Raw genomic sequence first — 19763 nt, 5'->3', positions numbered from 1 at the left:
GGTTTTTTCTAGGCGTCGCCATCCGCGTCCCGCGGCACATCCGGCGCGTCCGGCGCTTGCGTGCCGAACAGTGCGGGGACAAACAATCCCTGAAGCGCGGCCGTGGCGGCCGCCAGCCCGGCCAGCACGTTTCGCGCCCCTTCAGGCGAGCGCGTCTCGGTTGGCGGTCCGGTGTAGATCGCGCCGGAATTGATCAGCACGGTCAGCCCCAACATGCCGAAGATCAGCATCAAGGGCCCGGCCAGTGCGAGCAGGACGAACATGCCGCTGCGAATATCCTTGCGGTCTTCAGAGGTGGCGGGGCGCGACCCGTCCATGACCACATAGGTGATCACGGCCACGGCATAGCCTGAGCTCAATGGAATGAGAATTTCGGCCAGTTCGCCACGTCCAACACCGCCATCGAGCTCAAGCCCCGCCCATATGCATCCGTAGACGACAATATGAGCCAGGAGCGTCATCAGGCCGACCACGATGGCCAGGTGCTTTTTGACCCGTATCCAAGCCAGAGGATTCATAGGGATCGTCTCCGGCAGTATTGCGGATCGTAGACCTGGTTCATCAAGACCTCGCGTTCGCGAAAGCGCGAGCTGGACTCGGTTCCCATCGGACAGCCTGACACGAAACGTCCCTGCGACAGAAACGTGTTCAGGCACAGGGTCAGTGCTTCGGCATAAGCCGTAATGTTGGCGAACATGCTCTCATCGTAAGCGGTATAATCGGCTGGTTCCGGCGAGGGCGAAAACGTGTTGAGCACGGAGATGAGAGACCCCACCAGGGGCACATCGTCGCCCACATGATCACCTGGCTGGCGCTCGATCCAGACGGTGTAATTCATGGTCGCCTGCTGCGCCTTGAGCTCGGACAGGTCCAGCTCAAGGGTGATGCGCTCCCATTCCTCTTCCCGCCCAGAGCGCAACTCAGCCCGCAAATCAGAAATGATGGCCCGGACCGAGAATCGCCCCTCCGAATGTGCGCCCCATTGTGGGCGCTGATGCTGCATCAGATCATCGGGATGGACGGGGTACCAAAGCCTGAAAAAACAATCCAAGGGCTCTTCGAAACTGCGCCCCAGCGCTTCGTAAGGCAGGATCGGATCGACCGGCTCCCAGACATAACGCCGTGTGATGGGCGCGGTTCGTGCAGTCGATGTTCGCTCCCAGCCGCCATAGGGATAGGCGCGGCCGGCAAGATTTGTGACTTCAAGGTGGACCCGGACCGGCGTGACCGTACGCAAGGGCTGCACCGGCCCGTCAGAGCGTGACGGCCGATGCGGGGCGCGCACGCGACCGGACAACTGACGTGACAGGTCGGCCGCCTGACGCGGGCTCGGATCATCCACGCTCACCAAATAGGCCCAGCCATCCGGGTTTGTTCTTGAAGCCACGATTTCGGATCCGGCCGAGGCCAAAATCGCTTGCTGGCCCAGCCGGTTCAAATCGGGAGCGGCAACCTCCAGCGTGCCGGCGAACACGTCATCCTGCGCGCCGGGCCTGGCCGAGACCAACTCAAACAATGGCAAGCCGTCATCATAGCCAGTGGCGAAGAACTGATAGACTTCACAGTCCTGCCCCGCCGCTTCGCGCGGCGCAATTTGAAGCAATTCTTCTGCCTGCTCCAGGGTGAGAACACGGCCGGAGTAAGCGTCTATCCAACGTTCGGCCTGGTCCTGCGGCAGCGCGATCTGGAATTCGGTCTTGCGCGTCAGTTCATTGGGTTGAACGTAAGTCGGGCAGGCCTGCCCGCTCCATACATCAGCAGACTGGAGCGAGAGCCACCCCGCAACGAACGTTGCAATACCTGTCACAGCCAATCGTCGCCCCCTGCAGCACCAAAACCAGACTAAGCCTACATCTGGCGCGTTTCAATCAGGGATGGATTTTTGAAGCGAAAGACACGGAACAGGCGATCCGGGCGAGGAAATCCCCCGCCCGGATACGGGATCAGAGTCCCGACGCCTGGCCCCAGGCCGGGTCCAGGGGCGTGTTGCGCGCACTGTCATTGGCGGCCACGACCGCATCCAGCAACGCATCCAGCTCGTCCCGGGACAGCACTTCGCCATGCATCACCACGGCCTCGATGCTGCTGATATTGCGGATATCCTCCAGCGGGTTGGCATTCAGCAACACCAGATTGGCGCGGAACCCCGGCAGCACCCGGCCGGTATTCCAGTCCATGAAGCGGCCCGGCGTTCCCGTCGCCGATTCCAGCGCTTCAGCCGGCGTCATCCCGGCATAAACCAGCGCTTCAAGCTCCTGGTGCATGGAATAGCCCGGCGCCATGAGCGGCACATTCGCATCCGTGCCTGCGACCATGGGCACGCCTGCTGCCAGCACAGCCTCGAACATCAGCTGTTGCGCCTGGGCATAGGTGGTCCAGTAGGTCTGGTAACGATCGCGCCAGCCTTCATTGCGATACTGCTGCGGCACGGAATAGATGTTCACATCCGGCAACCAGCCCATGGCGCGGCCTTCGGCGACGCCGGGATTTACCAGATTGACCGGCGCCGTCTCCAGCGCGCCTTCGGTGTCGACCTTCTGCTGAGCGAAGCTCGACACCAGCGCCAGGGTGGAGGCAAGCACGATCTCGTTGTCGATCATGGACTGGGCGACCGCATCGCGGTGCTCCATCACATAGTCGAGATACTCCCCCGAAGTGCTGACGCCATAGCCGCCGAAATCCCGGTCGAGCCCCTTGATCAGCTCCTCCACATGGGCGACTTCGCGCTGGTTGGACGCCCACAGGTCATCAAGACGCGCCGCCACCGGGACATGGCCCACCAGCGGAATGCCCACATCCGCACTGGCGGCGCTGACCGCCTCATAGCCGCTATGGCTGAGATAGCTGCTGGCTTTCACCGCATCATAGCCAGACGCCGCCAGATCCCGGACCATCTGGTCCGCCGCCTCGGGCGTCCGGGCGACATTGCGTTTGGAGGTCAGCGACTGCCACAAGCCTTCGGCGAAGTCATAGGTGGCGATTTGCGCCGCCACCACGAAGAGGTCCGGGCCCAGAAGCTCGCCTTGAGTGATCTGGTCACGCCATTCCAGGTGATGGGGCTGGCCATGCATTTCGCGGACCTGCGTCACGCCGTAGGCGAGATAAAGCGCCAGATCATTCTGGCTGTTCCACAAATGCACGTGGGAATCGGTCAGGCCGGGCATCAGATAACGCCCCTCGCCTTCCATCACCGGCGCGGCCGCACGCTCCACCATGTCCGGGCCCATATCGGCAATGACGCCGTTCTCGATGACCACGTCCATGGGCTCAGAGAACTGCTCCGAATCCGGCTCCAGCACACGCACATTCGCCAGGACATAGCGTTCTGGCGTCTCATCGGAGGGCTGCAGCGCGATGACCGGCGTGCGTCCGCCAAACATTTCAAAGACCGAGCGATCGATCATCACATAGGCGCCAATTGCGCCCAGCACGTTCAGCAACACGAAGACGCCCAGAATCCGAAGGCCCCATTTCAACATTTTTATCTCCTCAAGGCGTCTGACCACACCTGTATCTTTACATTGTCAAGATACGCTAGCCGCGCTATCTTTCCAGTGTCAAGTTTGAAATCGAAACGGGTGACGGAAAATGGCGATGACTGCCAAGCAGCCCTATCACAAGGGATATTTGCCCGCCTTGTTGCTCAAGGCGGCCGAGGACGAGTTGTCGGAAAACGGACTGGAACGTTTCTCGCTCCGCGCCACGGCCAAGCGCGCCCATGTCAGCCACGCCGCCCCGGCGCATCACTTCAAGGATATGACGGGGCTTCTGAGCGCGCTCGGCGCAGATGGCTATCGCCGGCTCATCGCCGCTCAGGAGGCCCGCCAGGCGCAGGCGGGGCCCGATCAGGTGTCGCAGTTTGTGGCGCTGGGGCTGGGCTATGTGGATTTCGCCGAAGCGCATCCGGCCCTGTTCCAGCTGATGTTTGCGTCGGAAAAGCCCGATCGCAGCCACCCCGATTTCGCCGAGGCGTCCCTGGCCGCCTTCGCCAAGCTCCAGGACGGCGTCAACGCGCTCTACCCGGACGAGACCGATCAGGCGCGACGCACCACCATGCTGATGACCTCCTGGTCGGTGGTGCATGGCCTCGCCGAGCTGATCATTTCCGGCCGCGCGACGGCGCCGATGCAGCTCGACGCGCGCTCACCGGAAGAGCGCGATGCGATGATCCACGCCATCCTGATGCGCGTACATGAGGTGAAGGGCTAGCCCATCGGCAGCCTCACAAAGAAAAGGCCCCTTGCTGAGCAAGGAGCCTTTTGATGAGCGTCTCGCAGTCTCTATCCGCCGCAGATGCGTTGTTTGGCGGCTTCGTACTGGGCTTGAAGCTCGGAGACGTATCCGCCCGCGCTCTGGACTTTCTTGATCGAGCCCACGCCCTGACCGGAGCCCCAGATATCCTTCCAGGCCTTGGCGTCGGTATTGCCGCCGGAGCCGAAATTCATCGCGGACGGATCGCTTTCGGGCAGATTGTTCGGGTCCAGCCCGGCATCCTCGATCGACTTGCGCAGATAATTGCCGTGCACGCCGGTGAAGAGGTTGGAATAGATGATGTCTTCCGCCGTGCTGTCGACGATGGACTGCTTGTAGGCCTCGCTGGCGCGCGCCTCTTCGGTGGCGATGAAGGCCGAGCCGATATAGGCGTAATCCGCGCCCATGGCCTGGGCGCCCAGAACGCCGGCGCCCGTGGAGATTGATCCCGACAGCGCAACCGGACCGTCAAAGAATTCGCGAATCTCGCTCACGAGGCCAAAGGGCGACAGCGTGCCGGCATGACCGCCTGCGCCCGCGCACACTGGGATCAGGCCGTCCGCGCCCTTTTCCAGCGCTTTGTGGGCGAACTTGATGTTGATGATGTCGTGCAGCGTCTCGCCGCCCCAGCCATGCACAGCCTGGTTCAGCTCTTCACGCGCGCCCAGCGAGGTGATGACCAGCGGCACCTTGTATTTCTCACAGGTGGCGAGGTCTGCTTCCAGACGATCATTGGAGCGGTGGACGATCTGGTTCACCGCGAACGGCGCCGCCGGCGCGTCCGGATTGGCCTTGTTGTAGCTGTCGAGCTCGGAGGTGATCTCGTCCAGCCATTCATCGAGCTGGCTCTGCGGACGCGCATTCAGCGCCGGGAATGAGCCGACAATACCCGCCTTGCACTGGGCGATGACCAGTTTGGGGTTGGAGATGATGAACAGCGGCGAGCCGATGACGGGCAGACGCAGCTTGCCTTTGAGGCATTTGAGTTCGGACACGCGGGCTTCCTCCCCTGCGGTTGGCATAACAGTGTTTTGCCCAAGGCTAGCGCAGATTTCGCGCAAGAAAAGCGCTCAGAGCGGTTTAAGAAAATACACGGTGTCGATCCCGACGCCACGATCATCCTTAAGGCGTAATCTTTCTTCAAAGCCCAGCTGGGCAATCAGCGGCAGATGCGCCGCATTGGTACTCCAGGTGCGGGTGGCGACGCTCGGGGTCTGCGACCAGCGTCGCGCCAGCTCGAACAGGCGCGCATAGAGCTGACGGGCGAGCCCGCGCCCGCGCGCCGATTCGGCGACAATCAGGGTCGACAGGTAGGCGGTGGCGGTCAGCTTCAGCGCCTCGAGCGGCTTGTTCTGCGCCACACTCATCATCCCCAGAACATTGCCTGCCTCTTCGGCGGTGATCAGAGCGTGGTTCTGGATCGAGGCCCAATAGGCGTCGGGCGTTTCATCCAGCACGGCGCCCGCCCCCACCGACAGCCCCTGTTCGGGCGTGCGGGCCCGCAAGGGCGGCCAGAACGCGTCATCAGCTTCGATCACCAACGACCACACATCCGCGCACACGGCATCTGGCGCATCCGCCAGCGTATCATACACCGTAAACGTCACGCTCATGCCGGACCGGTCTCCACGGGCAGGTCTCGCGCGCCCCAATCCGCCCAGCTGCCGTCATAGAGCCGCACATCGCGAAACCCGGCGCTGAGGAAGGCCGCGCTCAGGATCGCCGCCGTCACGCCGGACCCGCAGCTCGTGATGATGCGCGTGTCCCGGCTGATGCGCGGCAAGGCCGCTTCCAGCGCGTCTTCGGTCTTAAGCTTGCCCTCTGACGTCAGGAGCTGGGGAAAGGGCAGGTTGACCGATCCAGGAATATGACCGGATTTCAGCCCTTTGCGCGGTTCGGGCTCAGCCCCCTCAAAGCGCCCCTTGGAGCGGGCGTCCACGATCAGCGCCTTGCCCGAGCGAGAAGCGTGGGAGACGTCTTCCCAGGTCACCGTATCGTCCCAGATCATGCGTGGCGTGCGTTCAATCGCCGGATGACGGCGAAAGATCTCGCCGGTCTCGATCGACCCGCCCGATTTGCGCCAGGCGTTCAGGCCACCATCCAGGATGCGCACATCGCACCCGAACCGGCGAAACGTCCACCAGACCCGGGCGGCGCCCACCATGGACGTCTGGTCGTAGATGATGAATTTCTCGCCGCCGCTAAGCCCGTGCCAGCTGAGCCAGCGGGCGAAAGCCGCCGCGCCCGGCGCCATGTGCGGCAAAGACGAGGTCGCATCGCACACCCCGTCAATGTCGAAGAAGACGGCGCGCGGCAGACGGCGCTCTTCAAACACCTCTTCCCCGGTCATGCCTGAACCCGGCAGGAACCAGCTGGATTCCACGAAGACCGGATCTGTCTCGGCCAGCGCCTGTATCGCGCTGATTGTCACCGTTTCCCGCATCAGGGCGATTCTCCAGAACTAATCGTATTCACCGTACCAGCTTGGCTTGCCGGAGACAGCCGGCTGCGTCACTGTCATCAAAATGACGCGAAAAATCGCGCGCTTACGGGAGGAGACCATGACCCCAGCCACACCTCTGGCCGGGCTGAACGTGCTTGACCTGACGACAGTCGTCGCCGGGCCGATCGCCAGCCTGACACTGGCCCAGCAGGGCGCCCATATCACCAAGGTCGAACCGCCGGGCGGAGACCTCGTTCGCCGTCTGGGCTTTATCGCCAAGGACGGTTCCAGCTCCACATTCCAGACGCTTAATCGCGGCAAGGCGCTGATCAGTCTCGATCTCAGCACGGAGGACGGCCGGACCGCCCTCGCCCCGCTGGTCGAGCAGGCCGATGTGGTGATGCACAACTATCGTCCGGCGGCGGCGAAGAAGCTGGGGCTCGACGCCGACAGCCTGCGCGCCCGCCAGGATGGGCTGATCGTTGCGGAAGTGACCGGCTTCGGCCCCTGGGATCCTTTGAGCGATGTGCGCGCCTATGACCCGGTGATCCAGGCCGAAAGCGGCCTCGCCGCGCGGCCCGACAAGCCCGAACCGGAGCTGTACCCGCAATATATCTGCGACAAGGTGGCGGGGCTGTATCTGTGCCAGGCGATCACCAGCGCCCTGGTGGGTCGCGAACGTGATGGCGCGGGGCGGCATGTGGCGGTCTCCATGCTGGAAGCCGCCCTCGCCTTCTCCTGGATGGATGTGCATATGCCGCTGACGCTGAAGGATCCGCTCCAGCCCGGCCCCAACATCTCCAAGGTCTACCGCCCCTGGAAGGCGTCCGATGGCTGGTTTGTCGTGGTGATGCTGTCGGAGAAGGAGTTCGGCGCCTGGTGCGAAGTCGTCGGCGCCCCGCAACTGCTTGATGACCCGCGCTGCGCGGACATGGCCAGCCGGTTCATGAACTGGGATTTCATCCGCGAGACCTGCGCCCCGCTCGCCGAGCATCAATCCGCTGACGCACTGCTCGAGCGTCTGCGCAAGGCGGGCGTGCCGGCGGGCAAGGTCAACACGTCCGAAGACCTGCTCTCCCATCCGCAACTGGCCAATAGCGGCTTCCTCTATGAGGGCGAAGCGGACGGTCCGGGCCCGGTGCGCCTGCCGGGCGCCGCGGCGCGCTTTGACGGCGAACGCCCCGGCCACGGCGCGACCTGTTCGGGCCAGTTGGGCGCGGACACCCGCATGGTTCTTGAAAAAGCCGGGGTGGATGACGCCCTGATCGCACGCATTTGCGGAGACTGAGCATGAGCGAGTTTTCCACCCTGTTGTACGCGGTCGAGGGCCGGGTCTGCACGATCACCCTCAATCGCCCAGAACGCCTGAACGCCATCAATGACGCCATGCCCGGCGATATCGCTCGCGCCATCAAGAAGGCCGAGCGTGATCCGGCGGTGCATGTGATCGTGCTGCAAGGCGCCGGCAAGGGCTTTTGCGGCGGCTATGACCTCAAGGATTACGCCGAGCGCGAAGGCGAATTGCCGGGCAGCCAGGACATGCCCTGGGACCCGATGATCGATTACGCCTTCATGCACCAGAACACGCTCGATTTCATGAGTCTGTGGCGCTGTCACAAGCCCACCATCGCCCGTGTCCATGGCGCGGCGGCGGCGGGCGGCTCGGATATCGCGCTGTGCTGTGACTTCGTGATCATGGCTGAGGATGCGCGCATCGGCTATCCGCCCGCCCGCGTCTGGGGCGTGCCGACCCCGTCCATGTGGGTCTATCGCCTGGGCCCGCAGCAGGCCAAGCGCATGATGATGACCGGCGAGCTGATCGACGGCAAAGAGGCCGAGCGCATCGGTCTGGCGCTTGAAGCCGTGCCCGAAGCCGAGCTGGACGCCGCCGTGGAGCGGCTGGCCGGGCGGTTGCAGGGCGTGCCCAAGAACCAGCTGATGATGACCAAGATGGTCGTCAATCAGGCCTATGAAACCATGGGCATTTCCAACACCCAGATGCTGGCGACCGTGTTTGACGGCGTCTCGCGCCACTCGCCCGAAGGCATGTGGTTCCGCCAGCGCGCCCAGGAGGTCGGCTTCAAGCAGGCCGTGGCCGAGCGCGATGGCGGCGAGCCGATTGCGGCGGAGGTTGAGAAGACGCCCTATGACCGCATGGAGTGACTGATCCGAACGCCATGACAGCGTTGCAAGAAACAGTGGGGGCGGCTAAGCCGAAGGCTTGACCGTCCCTACCGCCAAGAGAGCCTCATGAGCGTTCGCCTCGCCGACCCCAAAGCCACGCCCTTCCTTGCTGATATGGAAGCCCGCGGCCTTCTGAACCAGAAGACCCCAGAGCTGACCGACGCCTATATCACCGAGCATCGGCCGGCGATGTATGTGGGCTTTGATCCGAGCGCGCCGAGCCTGCATGCGGGCAATCTGATGCCGCTTCTGGGCATGGACCGCTACCGCCAGCGCGGCGGCCAGATCGTGGTTCTGCTGGGCGGCGCCACGGGCCTGATCGGTGATCCGTCCGGCAAGGACGCCGAACGCAACCTGCAGACCGAGGATGTGGTGCTGGCCAATATCGAGGGCCAGCGCAAACAGTTCGAACGCCTGTTCGCCATGACGGACGGCCCCGAGCCCATCTTCGTGAACAATGCCGACTGGTGGCGGAAGATGGATGTGGTCAGCTTCCTGCGCGATGTGGGCAAGCATTTCTCGGTCAACGCCATGCTGACCAAGGATTCGGTGCGCAACCGCATCGAGAACCGCGATCAGGGCATTTCCTTCACCGAGTTTTCCTACCAGCTCCTGCAGGGCTATGACTTCGTGCACCTGCATCGCGCCCACAATGTCCAGATCCAGATGGGGGGATCGGACCAGTGGGGCAATATCGTGGGCGGCGTCGACCTGATGCGCCGCATCGAGGGCGTGCAGGCCCATGCGGTCACCTATCCGCTGCTGACCAATTCGGAAGGCAAGAAATACGGCAAGTCCGAAAAGGGCGCGGTCTGGATCGATCCGGACCTGACAAGCCCTTACGAATTCTACCAGTTCTGGCTCAACAGCGCGGACGCCGACGCACCGAAATTCCTCAGCTGGCTGACCGATGTGGATCTGGGCCAGCTTGAGGAGCTGACCCAGGCCGAGCCGCATCTGCGCCTGCCGCAAAAAGCCCTCGCCGAGCTTCTGACGGCGCGCGTACATGGCCAGAAGGCCGCCGATCTCGCCATCGAAGCCTCCACCGTGATCTTCAAGGGCAAATCGGACAATCTCAGCGCCGAGCTGATCGACATGATCGCGCGCGCCGTGCCGACACTGGACGCCAAGGCGGATGACGAACTCAAGCTGATCGACGCCATGGTGGACGAAACCGTTCAGGCCGCCGCCTCCAAGGGCGAAGCGCGTCGCCTGCTCAAGCAGAACTCGGTCTCGCTCAACGGTCAGAAGGTGCAGGACGAGACCGCGGATGTGCGCGAGCATCGCACCGGCGCCGGCGCCGTGGTGATGAGCGTGGGCAAGGCCAAACGCTTCCTCATTCGCTTCACCGGGTAAGTCAGATGACGCCGCTGCCTGAGTTCGACTCCATCTTCATCTGGGGGTTCGGCAAGGAAGGCCGCGCCGCGCTCAACCATGTGCGCTCGCGCACTGACGCGGCGCTTTATGTGATTGACGCGAAAGAGCCGTCCGACCTGCCCGACGGTGTGGACTATGTCGCGCAGGATGCGCTGACGGGCGTCATCGAGAAGGCGGGCCAGTCGCTGATCGTCAAGTCGCCGGGCGTATCGCTCTATGATGCGCGCCTGGCTGAAGCCATGGATCTGGGCGCGGAACTGACCAGCCAGACCAATCTGTGGTTCGCCTCCAAGCCCGCCCACCAGACCGTGATCGGCATTACCGGCACCAAGGGCAAATCAACCACGTCGAGCCTGTTGCATCACATGCTCAAATCGCTCGATGTGAACGCGGTGCTGGCGGGCAATATCGGCGAGCCGGTGATCGAGACGCCCGAAGAGGCCGAGATCGTGGTGCTGGAGCTGTCGAGCTATCAGATCGCCGATCTCACCCATGCTCCGGACTGGTTCATCTTCCTCAATCTCTTGAATGATCACGCGCCCTGGCATCGCGGCGTCGAGCAGTATCGCCGCGACAAAGCGCGGCTGGCCATGCTGGATCCCAATGCGCGCGGCGTGATCAGCGCCACGGATGCCCGGCTCACCTCCTTGTTCGTACATCGTCCCAACACGGTCTGGTATGATCACGCGGAGGGGTTTCATGCCCCCGACGGCCTCATTCATGACGGTGCAGACGCTTGGGGTCGCATCCCTGCCCTGCCCGGCGCCCACAACGCCGCCAATGCCTGCGCCGCGCTCGCCGTCATCAAAGGGCTGGGTCTGAGCGCCTACGAAGCGTTCGAGAGCCTTGCCAGTTTCAAGGGGCTGCCGCACCGGCTCGAGACCGTTCACGCGCTTAATGGCGTCGACTTCATTGACGATACGCTCTGCACTACGCCCCAGTCCTGCCTGCTGGCGCTCGCGGCGTTCCCGGACCGTCCGATCAGCCTCATTCTGGGCGGAGAAGACCGCGAACAGGACTATGCACCGCTGGCTGAAGGGCTCAAAAACGAGACCCGGATCCAGGCGATTGTGACCATTCCGGAGAACGGTCCCGCCATCGTCGATGCCCTGAAATCCGGTCCGCATGCAGATATAACCACTTACGAGCCAGACTTTGAGCTCGCCGTGAAGCGCGCTTACGACGCCTTGCCCGAGGGCGGGATCGTGATGATGAGCCCGGCGGCCCCGAGGGGGGCAGCCTTTACCTATTTCGGCGCACGCGGCGACGCCTTCACGCAAGCCGCGAAGAAGCTCGGATAAAACGCGCTCACTGATTCAATTCAGGGTTTGGGCTTTCAGGCCTGCAACTTCACGCAGAAGGTCAGCTTGCGCCCATAAGTCCGGCGACCGATCCGGGCATGCGGTGCTCGGAGCGCGCATCCAGCGCCTCCGACCAGGCCAGTTCCAGGTCGGCACGCTCCCACTGAGTGAACAATTCACTCTCAATCGCCTGTATCAACGGCGCTTTCGCCCAGTCCGCATCGCTCAGAAGATGGGTAATGGCGGCGGCGACCTCGCGGCGCTCGCCCACGCACTCCCAGGGCTTGGCGTCCGTCAGCCCGGCGATCTCGCGCAGGAAGTCGAGATTATCCGGATCATGGAGCGGCTGGCTCTGGAACACCCGCGCATGACGCTCCACCGGCAGGAAGGGCGCCATCAGCACGGCGGTGTAGACGCACTTGGCGCACTTACCGCACCAGCGTCGATCCTTCGGCAGGGCATTGGGGCCAGCGAAAACGAAATTGCGGTTGCAGCTGGCGAAGATCTCGAGCGCATCCTCGCCGGCCGTAGCCAGATAATGCGCCGTCCACAGCTCGCTCACTGGCCGCAGGATCGAGAAATAGGTCACCGGCACGGCGTTCGCGGCGAAGGCGTTGCGCAGGGCGTCCTCGAACTCCAGGGATTTGGAGAACTGGTGGTTCACCGGATGGCCATTGCTTTGCATGGTCGGCTCGCTGGCGGCGCGTTCATTGGCGAACACCACCCAATCAAGCCCTTTGGCGGCCGCATAAAGCGTCATGAGACAAGAGTTTACGCCCGTAATCGGGATGTGACCATTGAGCGCCTTGCCCGCACGGCCCAGCTCGATCAGTTGCGGATCAATCCGGCGTCGGATCAGCGTGACGGGCGCCTCGCTCATCGCGACAAGCCGTTCACCGACACTCTCTGACAGGATCAGGGAGACCCGCTCCACATCCGCACCGACCGCGCCAATGACGCTGGCGGCCACATGGCTGTCCTTGCCGCCGCCAAACGCGACCGCGGCGTGCACATCGTCGGTCCTGAGTTCGGGCGCCTGCAGCGCGTCCATGCGCGGCTCGGCCTTGAGGGTGAACTCAGGCGGGTATGGCAGCTCGTTGCGCACATAGAACTCGCCCAGCCCCGGCCCGTACGCCAGTTCAAACAGGCGCCGTTCGGCCTCGGTCAGCGCAAAGTCAGGCTCGATCAAGGCGGCAGGCGCAGCCTTGTAATAGCTCGTGCCGATCAGAATGGCGCACATGCGCACCAGACCGGCGAGCACGCTGCGGTCCAGGCGGTCAAAGTCCGCCTCATCGGGAAACACGACCGTCTCTGTAAACGCGCCAAGGCCGGGAACATCATATTCGAAGGCGTACCCGTTCTGCCCATCAAGGCGTCTGGGGAAACAGAGGCGGAAGGAGGTCATGTCGGCTCGCGAAATTCGGTGTTGGACAGACCCTAGCGGGCCTTGCGCGCTTAAACCACCGCGTCGCGCTGCGCCGTGATGATCATGTGGCCGGGCTTGTGAAAGATCGCTAGTTCCGGCTTGGCGTCCAGCACCACGGCCTGGGGCGTCACCCCGCACGCCCAGAAGACGGGCACATCGCCCTCTTCCAGGACCGGTTCATCACCGAAATCGGGGTGCATGATGTCCGCAATGCCGATCGCCGCCGGGTCTCCCACATGGACGGGCGCGCCATGGCTGCCGGGGAACCGGCCCGTGATCTCGGCAGCGCGCTCCACCAGCTCTTCCGGATAGCCGCGCATGGAGACCACCATGCCGCCCGCAAACGGGCCGACAGGAGCGCACTCAAGATTGGTGCGATACATGGGCACATTCCGCCCCGCATCAATGTGACGGACCGGCAGATCTTCTGCGAGCAGGGCGTGTTCAAAGGTGAAGGAACAGCCCAGCAACAAGGCGACCAGATCCTCGCGCCACAGCTCGGTCAGGTCGGTGCGTTCCTCACTGAACGCCCCGTCCCGGAACACCTCGTACCGCGGCGCATCCGTACGCACATCCGTATCCAGCTTGGAAATGACCGGATCGCCGGGCTCGCTCATGCCCAGAAGCGGACAGGGGCGCGGATTGAGCTGGGTGAACAACAGGAAATCATAAGCCATGGACGCTGGCAGGATCACCAGATTGGCCTGGGCGAAGCCCGGGCACAGCCCGGTCGTGGGCTGGTCAAAGCCGCCGGAGCGAACCGCCGCAAGATGGGCGTCACGAAGCGAATGCGGGTCAGTCATTACGAAGTCCTTGATCTGACGCCAGTTCACGTCAGTTCAGGCTGTGGCGCAAGCCATGATTAACGTGACAATGCATCCCGCACCGCGTCCACGCGGGAGCGCCCCACGGGCGCTTCGGCGCCGCCGGCAAGGCTGAGCGCGTAGCGGCTGCCCGGCCGGGTCAGAAAAGCATCCACCCGGGCCATATTCACCGCATAGGACCGATGCACCCGCAGCAAGGGCGGTCCGGCTTCGTCCAGAACCGCCGCCAGCCCGCGCTGGTCGAGCAGCCAGTCGCCGCCCGAACGGTGCACTTCGGTGTAATTGCCCGCCGCTTTCAGAAACAGGATGTCCTCAAGCGCGACGCGATGCAGCCGCCCGGTCGATTGCACCATCACCACCGCTTGCCGGGCGTCCGGTTCAGGCGCCGCGTCTTCAGCCGCGGGTGACAACAGGTCCGGCGCCCGCACCAACCAGACGCCGAAGCCAACCGCCGTCAGCGCATAGACGCCCTGATCGATGAACCATCCCGGCGCGATGAAATTGGCGATGAGCAGCAGGACAAGCAGTCCGGCCACGGCCCAGGCGTTGCGATCTTTCCCGAAGCCCGCCGCCAGGCATCCAGCCAGGCTGGCGCCCAGCAAGACCATGGTCACAAGAATGATCTTGCCGTCATACCCGCCATAGAGCAGCCCGCCTGACACCGCGCCGACCCCGCCCGAGACAAGCAGAGCCAGCCGCCAGAACCGCCCCAGCGCCCAGCGCCGGATCACGAAGGCCAGCACGCCCAGGCAATACAGCGTCATCCCGGTCAGGATCACCGCCTGTCGCGGCTGATGCCAGCTATAGGGATAATTGATGTAAGCGCGCGACATTTCCGCGAGCGCGGCCAGCACCAGAGCGGCAAGGCCGCCCGCCAGCCAGAGCAGCGTCGGGTCTGACCGGTCAAGGCTCAGCCGGACCAGCCCCACCGCCAGAACCAGAAGCACGCCAGCCAGACCCAGCGTGGGCGCGTAAAGCCGCAGGGACCTGCGGGCGTCGGCCCGGTACGGGGTGATGGCGACCGTCTGCAAGACAACCGCAGGCGCATAGCCGGCGCGCGTACTGGACACATCAAGCTCGATGACATTGCCGCTCTCACGGGTCAGCGCTGGCGGCAGGGCGATCAGAGCGTCGATCGGCCCGGCCCGCTCAGCCTGCTCCGCGTCCATCGGCCTGCCTTTGCACCCCACCGGCTCGCCATTGAAATACGCCCGGGCTGAAAACGGACCGGACAGGGCCAGCGCCATGGGGGCGCCGGTCTGAAAGGCGTTGTCTGGCGCTCTCCAGCGCACCCGCATGGCGGCATCGCCAGGGTCGAGACTCCAGACCGAGTCCGTCCGCCAGCCCTGGGGGCCCGTTCCGCTTGGCGTGATCGAGGCGGCCTCAACCTCGCGGGCCTGCCAGACCGGCGCATCAGTGCTCGGCCAGGGCGCCATCAGAACAAGGGCTGTCAGAAGCGCGGCCAGCGCCGCCTCCCAGGGGCGCAGGACTTGAGCAAGGCGCGCTGTCAAAGCCTTGAGCTGTTCACCCCCCATTTGAGCCGTTCGTCCTTTTCCCATTTCCATGTCGCCAAACCCCAGCACACAGAGGGGGTTGGCGGTCTCCGCCTCTCCCCACGCAAACGACAACAAGGACGCGTTCAATGCAAACCTTCATTGCCGCCCTCGGCGCCGCCACCCTGCTGGCTAGTCCGGCGTTCGCCCAGCATCAGACCGAAACCGCACAGGCGATCTTTGATCAGTTCGCCCAAGGCCATCCCGCCCTCAACGCCACGGTGATGGTGAATGGCGAGATCGTCTTTGAAGCCGAAGGCGGCACGATGCGCACGGCTGAGGACGGCGTCGATACGGACTATAACGTCTATTCAACGGCGAAAATGATGCTCGGAACGGCTTTCGCCCGGCTCGAAGCGCATCAGGGTCTCGATCTTGACCGATCCGTGCGCGCCATCGATCCCGCCCTGCCCGACAGCTATCAGCATGTGACCCTGCGTCAGCTTCTCAGCCACACAGCAGGCGTGCGCGGCTATACCGGCGATGCGGACTGGCTGGCTTTCAGCGCGCGCCGCTGCGCTTTGCCGGAAGACGCCCTTGGCCATTTCATCAACGACCCGCTGATCGATGCGCCAGGCGCCCGCCACGCCTACACGACCTATGGCTTTGTTCTGTTGAGCCATCTTCTGGTCGAACTGACTGGCGCCAAGAGTTTTGACGCAGCCATGCATGAGACGCTGGGCGAGGTCTATCAGGCGCGTCTGGATGCGCAGGACGCAGACAAGGCCACAGCCTATTACGATGCGGGCGAGGGTCTTGAGCCCATGGCATTGTCTGCAGAGTGCAAGTTCGGTGGCGGCGGTCTGATCGCTTCAAGCCGCGAGCTTGCAGCCTTCGGCTCGGCGCTCGTCGAAGGCGAGCTTCTCACGTTCGAGGAAATCGAAACCGCCTTCCAGCCGATCCAGACCCGTGACGGAGAAGCGGTGAGCTATGTCTACGGCATGGAAGCGGGTTACGAGCCCAGCCTTGATCTGCACTACGCCGCGCATTCGGGCGGCAGCCCTGGCGGTCGCAGCTTCATCATGGCGTATGTCGAACCGCAGGTCGTGGTGGCCACGACGGCGAATTTCGAAGGCCCGAACCATTATCCGCTGGCGCTGGCGCTGGCCGATCTGTTCGCCGGATACTCTGAATAGGAAGAAGGGAGCCGGGCGCCTGGGGATACCGAGCGCCCGGCCTAGACGGAGACCGATAAAGTCGCTGCAGGCCAACTGTTACCAGTCTCCGCCAGTGCGACCCAGATCAGTTCCGATGTTCAGCGCCGAATAGGATCAGCACCGTAGTACAAACGCCGCACCGGGAATTTGGTTCTCATTTTTTACGTCACATGTCCGGCGGCGCATCGGCATGGCGCCACATATAGCGGGCGAGATAGGATCGACACGGCGCAAAGCGCGCCGCCGTCCGGACCGTTTTCCGGCGCTTGCTGGTGAGTTTTTCAAGCGTTTTGCGCGCGGTCACATCGCCGTCGGGCCAGATATCCGGTTCTTGAAAATAGAAGATATTGGCCATGTCCGCCGTCCAGCGCCCGACACCCCAGATATCAATCAGGCGGTCGGATCTCTCCTGAGGCGACAGGGCTTGCAACACCGCCTCATCAAGCAGCCCTTGCCGCTGCGCCTCGGCGATGGCGATGAGCGTCTTGACCTTGGCGCCGGACAGGCCGCATGCCCGCATCCGGTCTGCCTGGGTCTCTGTGAAGACCTCTAACAGGCCATCGGGAGCATCACTGAGCGCCTCGACACGCTTCCAGATGGACGCGGCGGCTTTCACGCTGAGTTGCTGACCAGCGACCGACCGGCTCAGCGAGACCGGGAACGGCGCGGAGGGCGATGACCAGTGTGGCAACGCCCCCTGCCGCGCGATAGCGGCGTGCAGGTCGGGGCTGAGCGCAGCGGCGACATCAAGGCAATGATCGTGAACGTCCTGGGTCATGACGCTATCGAGCGCGCCGCAATCGCTCGGGTCAACACAGAGCGACATATCGACTCTGCAATTCATTCTCAGATGGCATTGCTATTGAGAATGACCCGCATTATTGAGGCGGAAAGATTTCAAACGGGGTTTTCTCATGACTTTCCGCTCCTCCCTGCTGGGCGCCTGTGCGCTCATGACGCTCGCGACTTCCGCCCATGCGCAAACCGAGACGAACACGTCCGGTGAAACCGAAGATGTGATCGTGGTCACGGGCGCTCTGGGCGCGTTTGGCGCCACCAAGTCCAGCGCGCCGATCCTTGAGACCGCGCGTTCGGTGTCTGTCGAGACGTCCTATGATTTCATCTCGCGCGGCGCGCTCGATCTCAGCGACACGCTGAACTACACGTCGGGCGTTCTGGCTGAAGCCTATGGCTTCGCCACCCGCGGCGATTTCTTCACCGTGCGCGGCCTCGATGTGCCCGAATATCGCGACAACCTTCAGGCGCTGTTCGGCAATTACAACAACACCCGCCCCGACCTTTACACCATCGACCAGGTGGAAGTGCTCAAGGGTCCGGCGTCCGTGCTGTACGGGCAAGGCTCTCCGGGCGGCATCGTGAACCTCGCCTCCAAGGTGGCCGGCCCCGATCTCGGTCAGGAGATCGTGGCGAGCTATGGCGCCCATGACCGCGCTGAACTGGCGGGCGATTTCAACACCACGCTGATCGAGGACACGCTTTACGCCCGCTTTGTCGGCGTCGTGCGCGACAGCGAAACCCAGGTCGATTACGTCAATGACGACGCAATCGCGCTGGCGCCGTCACTGACCTGGACGCCGGGCGAGAACACCGAAATCAACGTGCTGTTCAACTATGACGACCGCGATGGCGACGCGGCGGGCCAGTTCATTCCGCTGACCGGCACCTATTATCCGGACCCCAACGGCGAAAAGATCGAGCCGAGCACCTATCTGGGCGAGCCGGGTTTCAACACCTATGAGACGGACTCCACCGCCCTCACCCTGATCGGCAGCCACCGCCTCAATGACATCTTCACGCTGGAAGGCACGGCGCGCTGGCGCGATTCCGGGTCCACCTATCGCCAGACCTGGGTGGCGTTCGCCGGCGCCGGCGTGCCGCGCATCCTGCCCAATGGCGACAGCCGGTATGGCCGTCGCTGGTATGACAGCGAAGCCAGCTCCGAGCAGCTCGCCTTCGACACCCGCGTGCGCGCGGACTTCATGACCGGCGCCTTCGAACACGAAGTGCTGGCGGGCGTGAACTATCAGAATGTCGAGCTGGAGAGCGAGTCCTCCTACCTGCTGCAAGGCACGATCAATGTCTTCGAACCGGTCTATGGCGACGGCGTGCCGACCCAGGCCGAAATCGACGCCGTGCGCAGCTTCAACTCGAGCGAGACCGACTATTGGGGCTTTTACCTGCACGACCAGATCTCCTGGGGGAACTGGATCTTCAACGCCGGCCTGCGTGCGGATGAAGTCAGCAATGAATCCGGCGCCACCACCCAGGATGACGATGCGGTCACCTATTCGGTGGGTCTGCTGTACGCCTTCGACAATGGCCTCTCGCCCTATGTGAGCTATGCGGAATCCTTTGAACCGGTCATCGGCATCGACAGCTTCACCGGCCAGACCCTTGAGCCGCAGGAAGGCGAGCAGGTCGAGATCGGCATCAAGTACCAGCCGGTCGGCACCCGCACCTATCTGACGCTGGCCTATTTCGACATCACCCAGACCAACCTGCCGAACCCGGTCGCCCTGCCCACCGCGCCGTCCCAGCAGGAAGGCGAAGCCAGCGTCACCGGCTTTGAACTTGAAGGCGTGACGAGCTTTGAGCTGGGCTTTGGCGACCTCAAGCTGGACGCCGCCCTGACGCTTCTGGACACCGAAGACGCCAATGGCGTGCCCTTCTCGGTCATCCCGGACAACCAGGCCTCGCTGTGGGCGGAGTTCCGTCCCGCCGCGCTTGAGGCGCTGCGTATCGGCGCGGGCGTCCGCTATGTGGGCGAGCGGGAAAGCAATGGCGTCAGCATCGTCACCGGCGACCGGGTCCAGATCGTCTCCGACGAATACACCCTCGCCGACCTTCTGGTCGCTTATGAGCTCGAGGACTGGAGCGTGGCGCTGAACGTGCGCAACCTGTTTGACGAGGAGTATTACGGCAGCTGCCTGGCGCGAGGCGACTGCTTCCCCGGCGAGGAACGCACCGTCAATCTCCGCGTTGCGAAACGCTTCTAGGATCGAGTGCTGAGATCGTGGCGACCTCTTCGATAACAGCACTGATCGTCGGACTGGCGCTGGGCCTTCTGGGCCTGGCGCTGGTTCGGCAGTCCTGGCTCAAGCGTCAGCATGGCCATACGGCCATCATGGTGGCGGGCTGGGCCCTGATGGCGGTGGCGGCCGCCCCGTTCGTGGTCGCGCTCGGGCCCGATCTGGGCGTCACCACCGCGTTCATCGCGCCCATGCTG

Annotated in this window: 17 protein-coding genes and 1 pseudogene; 8 read left to right on the top strand and 10 right to left on the bottom strand. The window is 63.5% G+C overall.

What is annotated here, in order from left to right:
- Positions 1-8: 8 nt before the first annotated feature.
- The 3 genes from RBA95_RS11285 to RBA95_RS11275 all read right to left on the bottom strand — a co-directional run bounded on the left by RBA95_RS11285 (position 9) and on the right by RBA95_RS11275 (position 3479).
- On the bottom strand, positions 9-518 hold the full coding sequence (locus RBA95_RS11285) for a hypothetical protein (RefSeq protein WP_306016965.1): 510 nt from the start codon (positions 516-518) through the stop codon (positions 9-11).
- Positions 515-1813: a hypothetical protein gene (locus RBA95_RS11280; RefSeq protein ID WP_306016964.1), complete on the bottom strand. Its 1299-nt coding sequence runs from the start codon at positions 1811-1813 to the stop codon at positions 515-517. The genes RBA95_RS11285 and RBA95_RS11280 overlap by 4 nt, the downstream gene beginning before the upstream one ends.
- 130 nt (positions 1814-1943) lie before the next feature.
- Complete coding sequence (locus tag RBA95_RS11275) at positions 1944-3479, bottom strand: amidohydrolase family protein (protein ID WP_306016963.1); 1536 nt, start codon at positions 3477-3479, stop codon at positions 1944-1946.
- 115 nt (positions 3480-3594) lie between these two features.
- On the opposite strand from RBA95_RS11275, the gene RBA95_RS11270 reads away from it, so the two are divergent.
- A complete protein-coding gene (locus tag RBA95_RS11270) occupies positions 3595-4209 on the top strand; it encodes a TetR/AcrR family transcriptional regulator (RefSeq protein WP_306016962.1) in 615 nt (204 codons plus the stop codon).
- A gap of 71 nt (positions 4210-4280) precedes the next feature.
- On the opposite strand, the gene RBA95_RS11265 is transcribed toward RBA95_RS11270, so the two are convergent.
- Genes RBA95_RS11265 through RBA95_RS11255 form a run of 3 tightly spaced genes read right to left on the bottom strand, consistent with a single transcriptional unit; the run spans position 4281 to position 6694 of the window.
- The gene (locus RBA95_RS11265; RefSeq protein ID WP_371933607.1) at positions 4281-5273 is read right to left on the bottom strand and encodes an NAD(P)H-dependent flavin oxidoreductase; all 993 of its coding nucleotides are present in this window, start codon (positions 5271-5273) and stop codon (positions 4281-4283) included.
- 48 nt (positions 5274-5321) lie between these two features.
- Positions 5322-5864 carry a GNAT family N-acetyltransferase gene (locus tag RBA95_RS11260; RefSeq protein WP_306016959.1) on the bottom strand — a complete coding sequence of 181 codons (543 nt, stop codon included), beginning with the start codon at positions 5862-5864 and terminating at the stop codon, positions 5322-5324.
- Complete coding sequence (locus RBA95_RS11255; protein WP_306016958.1) at positions 5861-6694, bottom strand: sulfurtransferase; 834 nt, start codon at positions 6692-6694, stop codon at positions 5861-5863. The genes RBA95_RS11260 and RBA95_RS11255 overlap by 4 nt, the downstream gene beginning before the upstream one ends.
- A gap of 118 nt (positions 6695-6812) precedes the next feature.
- On the opposite strand from RBA95_RS11255, the gene RBA95_RS11250 reads away from it, so the two are divergent.
- From RBA95_RS11250 to murD, 4 genes are all read left to right on the top strand, one after another.
- Positions 6813-7982 (top strand): CaiB/BaiF CoA-transferase family protein, encoded by a 1170-nt coding sequence (locus RBA95_RS11250; RefSeq protein WP_306016957.1) that lies wholly within the window; start codon positions 6813-6815, stop codon positions 7980-7982.
- Positions 7983-7984: 2 nt separating this feature from the next.
- Positions 7985-8857: a crotonase/enoyl-CoA hydratase family protein gene (locus RBA95_RS11245; RefSeq protein ID WP_306016956.1), complete on the top strand. Its 873-nt coding sequence runs from the start codon at positions 7985-7987 to the stop codon at positions 8855-8857.
- 87 nt (positions 8858-8944) lie between these two features.
- Complete coding sequence (gene tyrS / locus RBA95_RS11240; RefSeq protein ID WP_306016955.1) at positions 8945-10234, top strand: tyrosine--tRNA ligase; 1290 nt, start codon at positions 8945-8947, stop codon at positions 10232-10234.
- Between the two features lie 5 nt (positions 10235-10239).
- The gene (gene murD, locus RBA95_RS11235) at positions 10240-11556 is read left to right on the top strand and encodes a UDP-N-acetylmuramoyl-L-alanine--D-glutamate ligase (RefSeq protein WP_306016954.1); all 1317 of its coding nucleotides are present in this window, start codon (positions 10240-10242) and stop codon (positions 11554-11556) included.
- 61 nt (positions 11557-11617) lie between these two features.
- Here the strand turns inward: murD and RBA95_RS11230 are convergent, their stop codons facing one another.
- Genes RBA95_RS11230 through RBA95_RS11220 form a run of 3 tightly spaced genes read right to left on the bottom strand, consistent with a single transcriptional unit; the run spans position 11618 to position 15341 of the window.
- Positions 11618-12961, bottom strand: a complete 1344-nt coding sequence (locus RBA95_RS11230; protein ID WP_306016953.1) for a hypothetical protein — start codon at positions 12959-12961, stop codon at positions 11618-11620.
- A gap of 50 nt (positions 12962-13011) precedes the next feature.
- Positions 13012-13785 (bottom strand): putative hydro-lyase, encoded by a 774-nt coding sequence (locus RBA95_RS11225; RefSeq protein ID WP_306016952.1) that lies wholly within the window; start codon positions 13783-13785, stop codon positions 13012-13014.
- A 59-nt stretch (positions 13786-13844) separates the two neighbouring features.
- Entirely contained in the window at positions 13845-15341 is a 1497-nt protein-coding gene (locus tag RBA95_RS11220; protein WP_306016951.1) for a LytTR family DNA-binding domain-containing protein, read from the bottom strand.
- Between the two features lie 107 nt (positions 15342-15448).
- Here RBA95_RS11220 and RBA95_RS11215 point away from each other — a divergent pair, with 107 nt between their 5' ends.
- Positions 15449-16495, top strand: coding sequence for a serine hydrolase (locus RBA95_RS11215; RefSeq protein ID WP_306016950.1), 1047 nt, complete (start codon positions 15449-15451; stop codon positions 16493-16495).
- A 187-nt stretch (positions 16496-16682) separates the two neighbouring features.
- Here the strand turns inward: RBA95_RS11215 and RBA95_RS11210 are convergent, their stop codons facing one another.
- Positions 16683-17342 (bottom strand): DNA-3-methyladenine glycosylase, encoded by a 660-nt coding sequence (locus RBA95_RS11210; protein ID WP_306016949.1) that lies wholly within the window; start codon positions 17340-17342, stop codon positions 16683-16685.
- Between the two features lie 88 nt (positions 17343-17430).
- Here RBA95_RS11210 and RBA95_RS11205 point away from each other — a divergent pair, with 88 nt between their 5' ends.
- Entirely contained in the window at positions 17431-19533 is a 2103-nt protein-coding gene (locus RBA95_RS11205) for a TonB-dependent siderophore receptor (RefSeq protein WP_306016948.1), read from the top strand.
- A 17-nt stretch (positions 19534-19550) separates the two neighbouring features.
- Positions 19551-19763 (top strand): annotated as a pseudogene (locus RBA95_RS11200) (hypothetical protein); the annotation flags it as partial.

It is taken from the genome of Oceanicaulis sp. MMSF_3324 (genome assembly GCF_030733545.1).
Classification (GTDB): Bacteria; Pseudomonadota; Alphaproteobacteria; order Caulobacterales; family Maricaulaceae; genus Oceanicaulis.
This window is presented reverse-complemented; position numbering and strand designations above follow the sequence as displayed.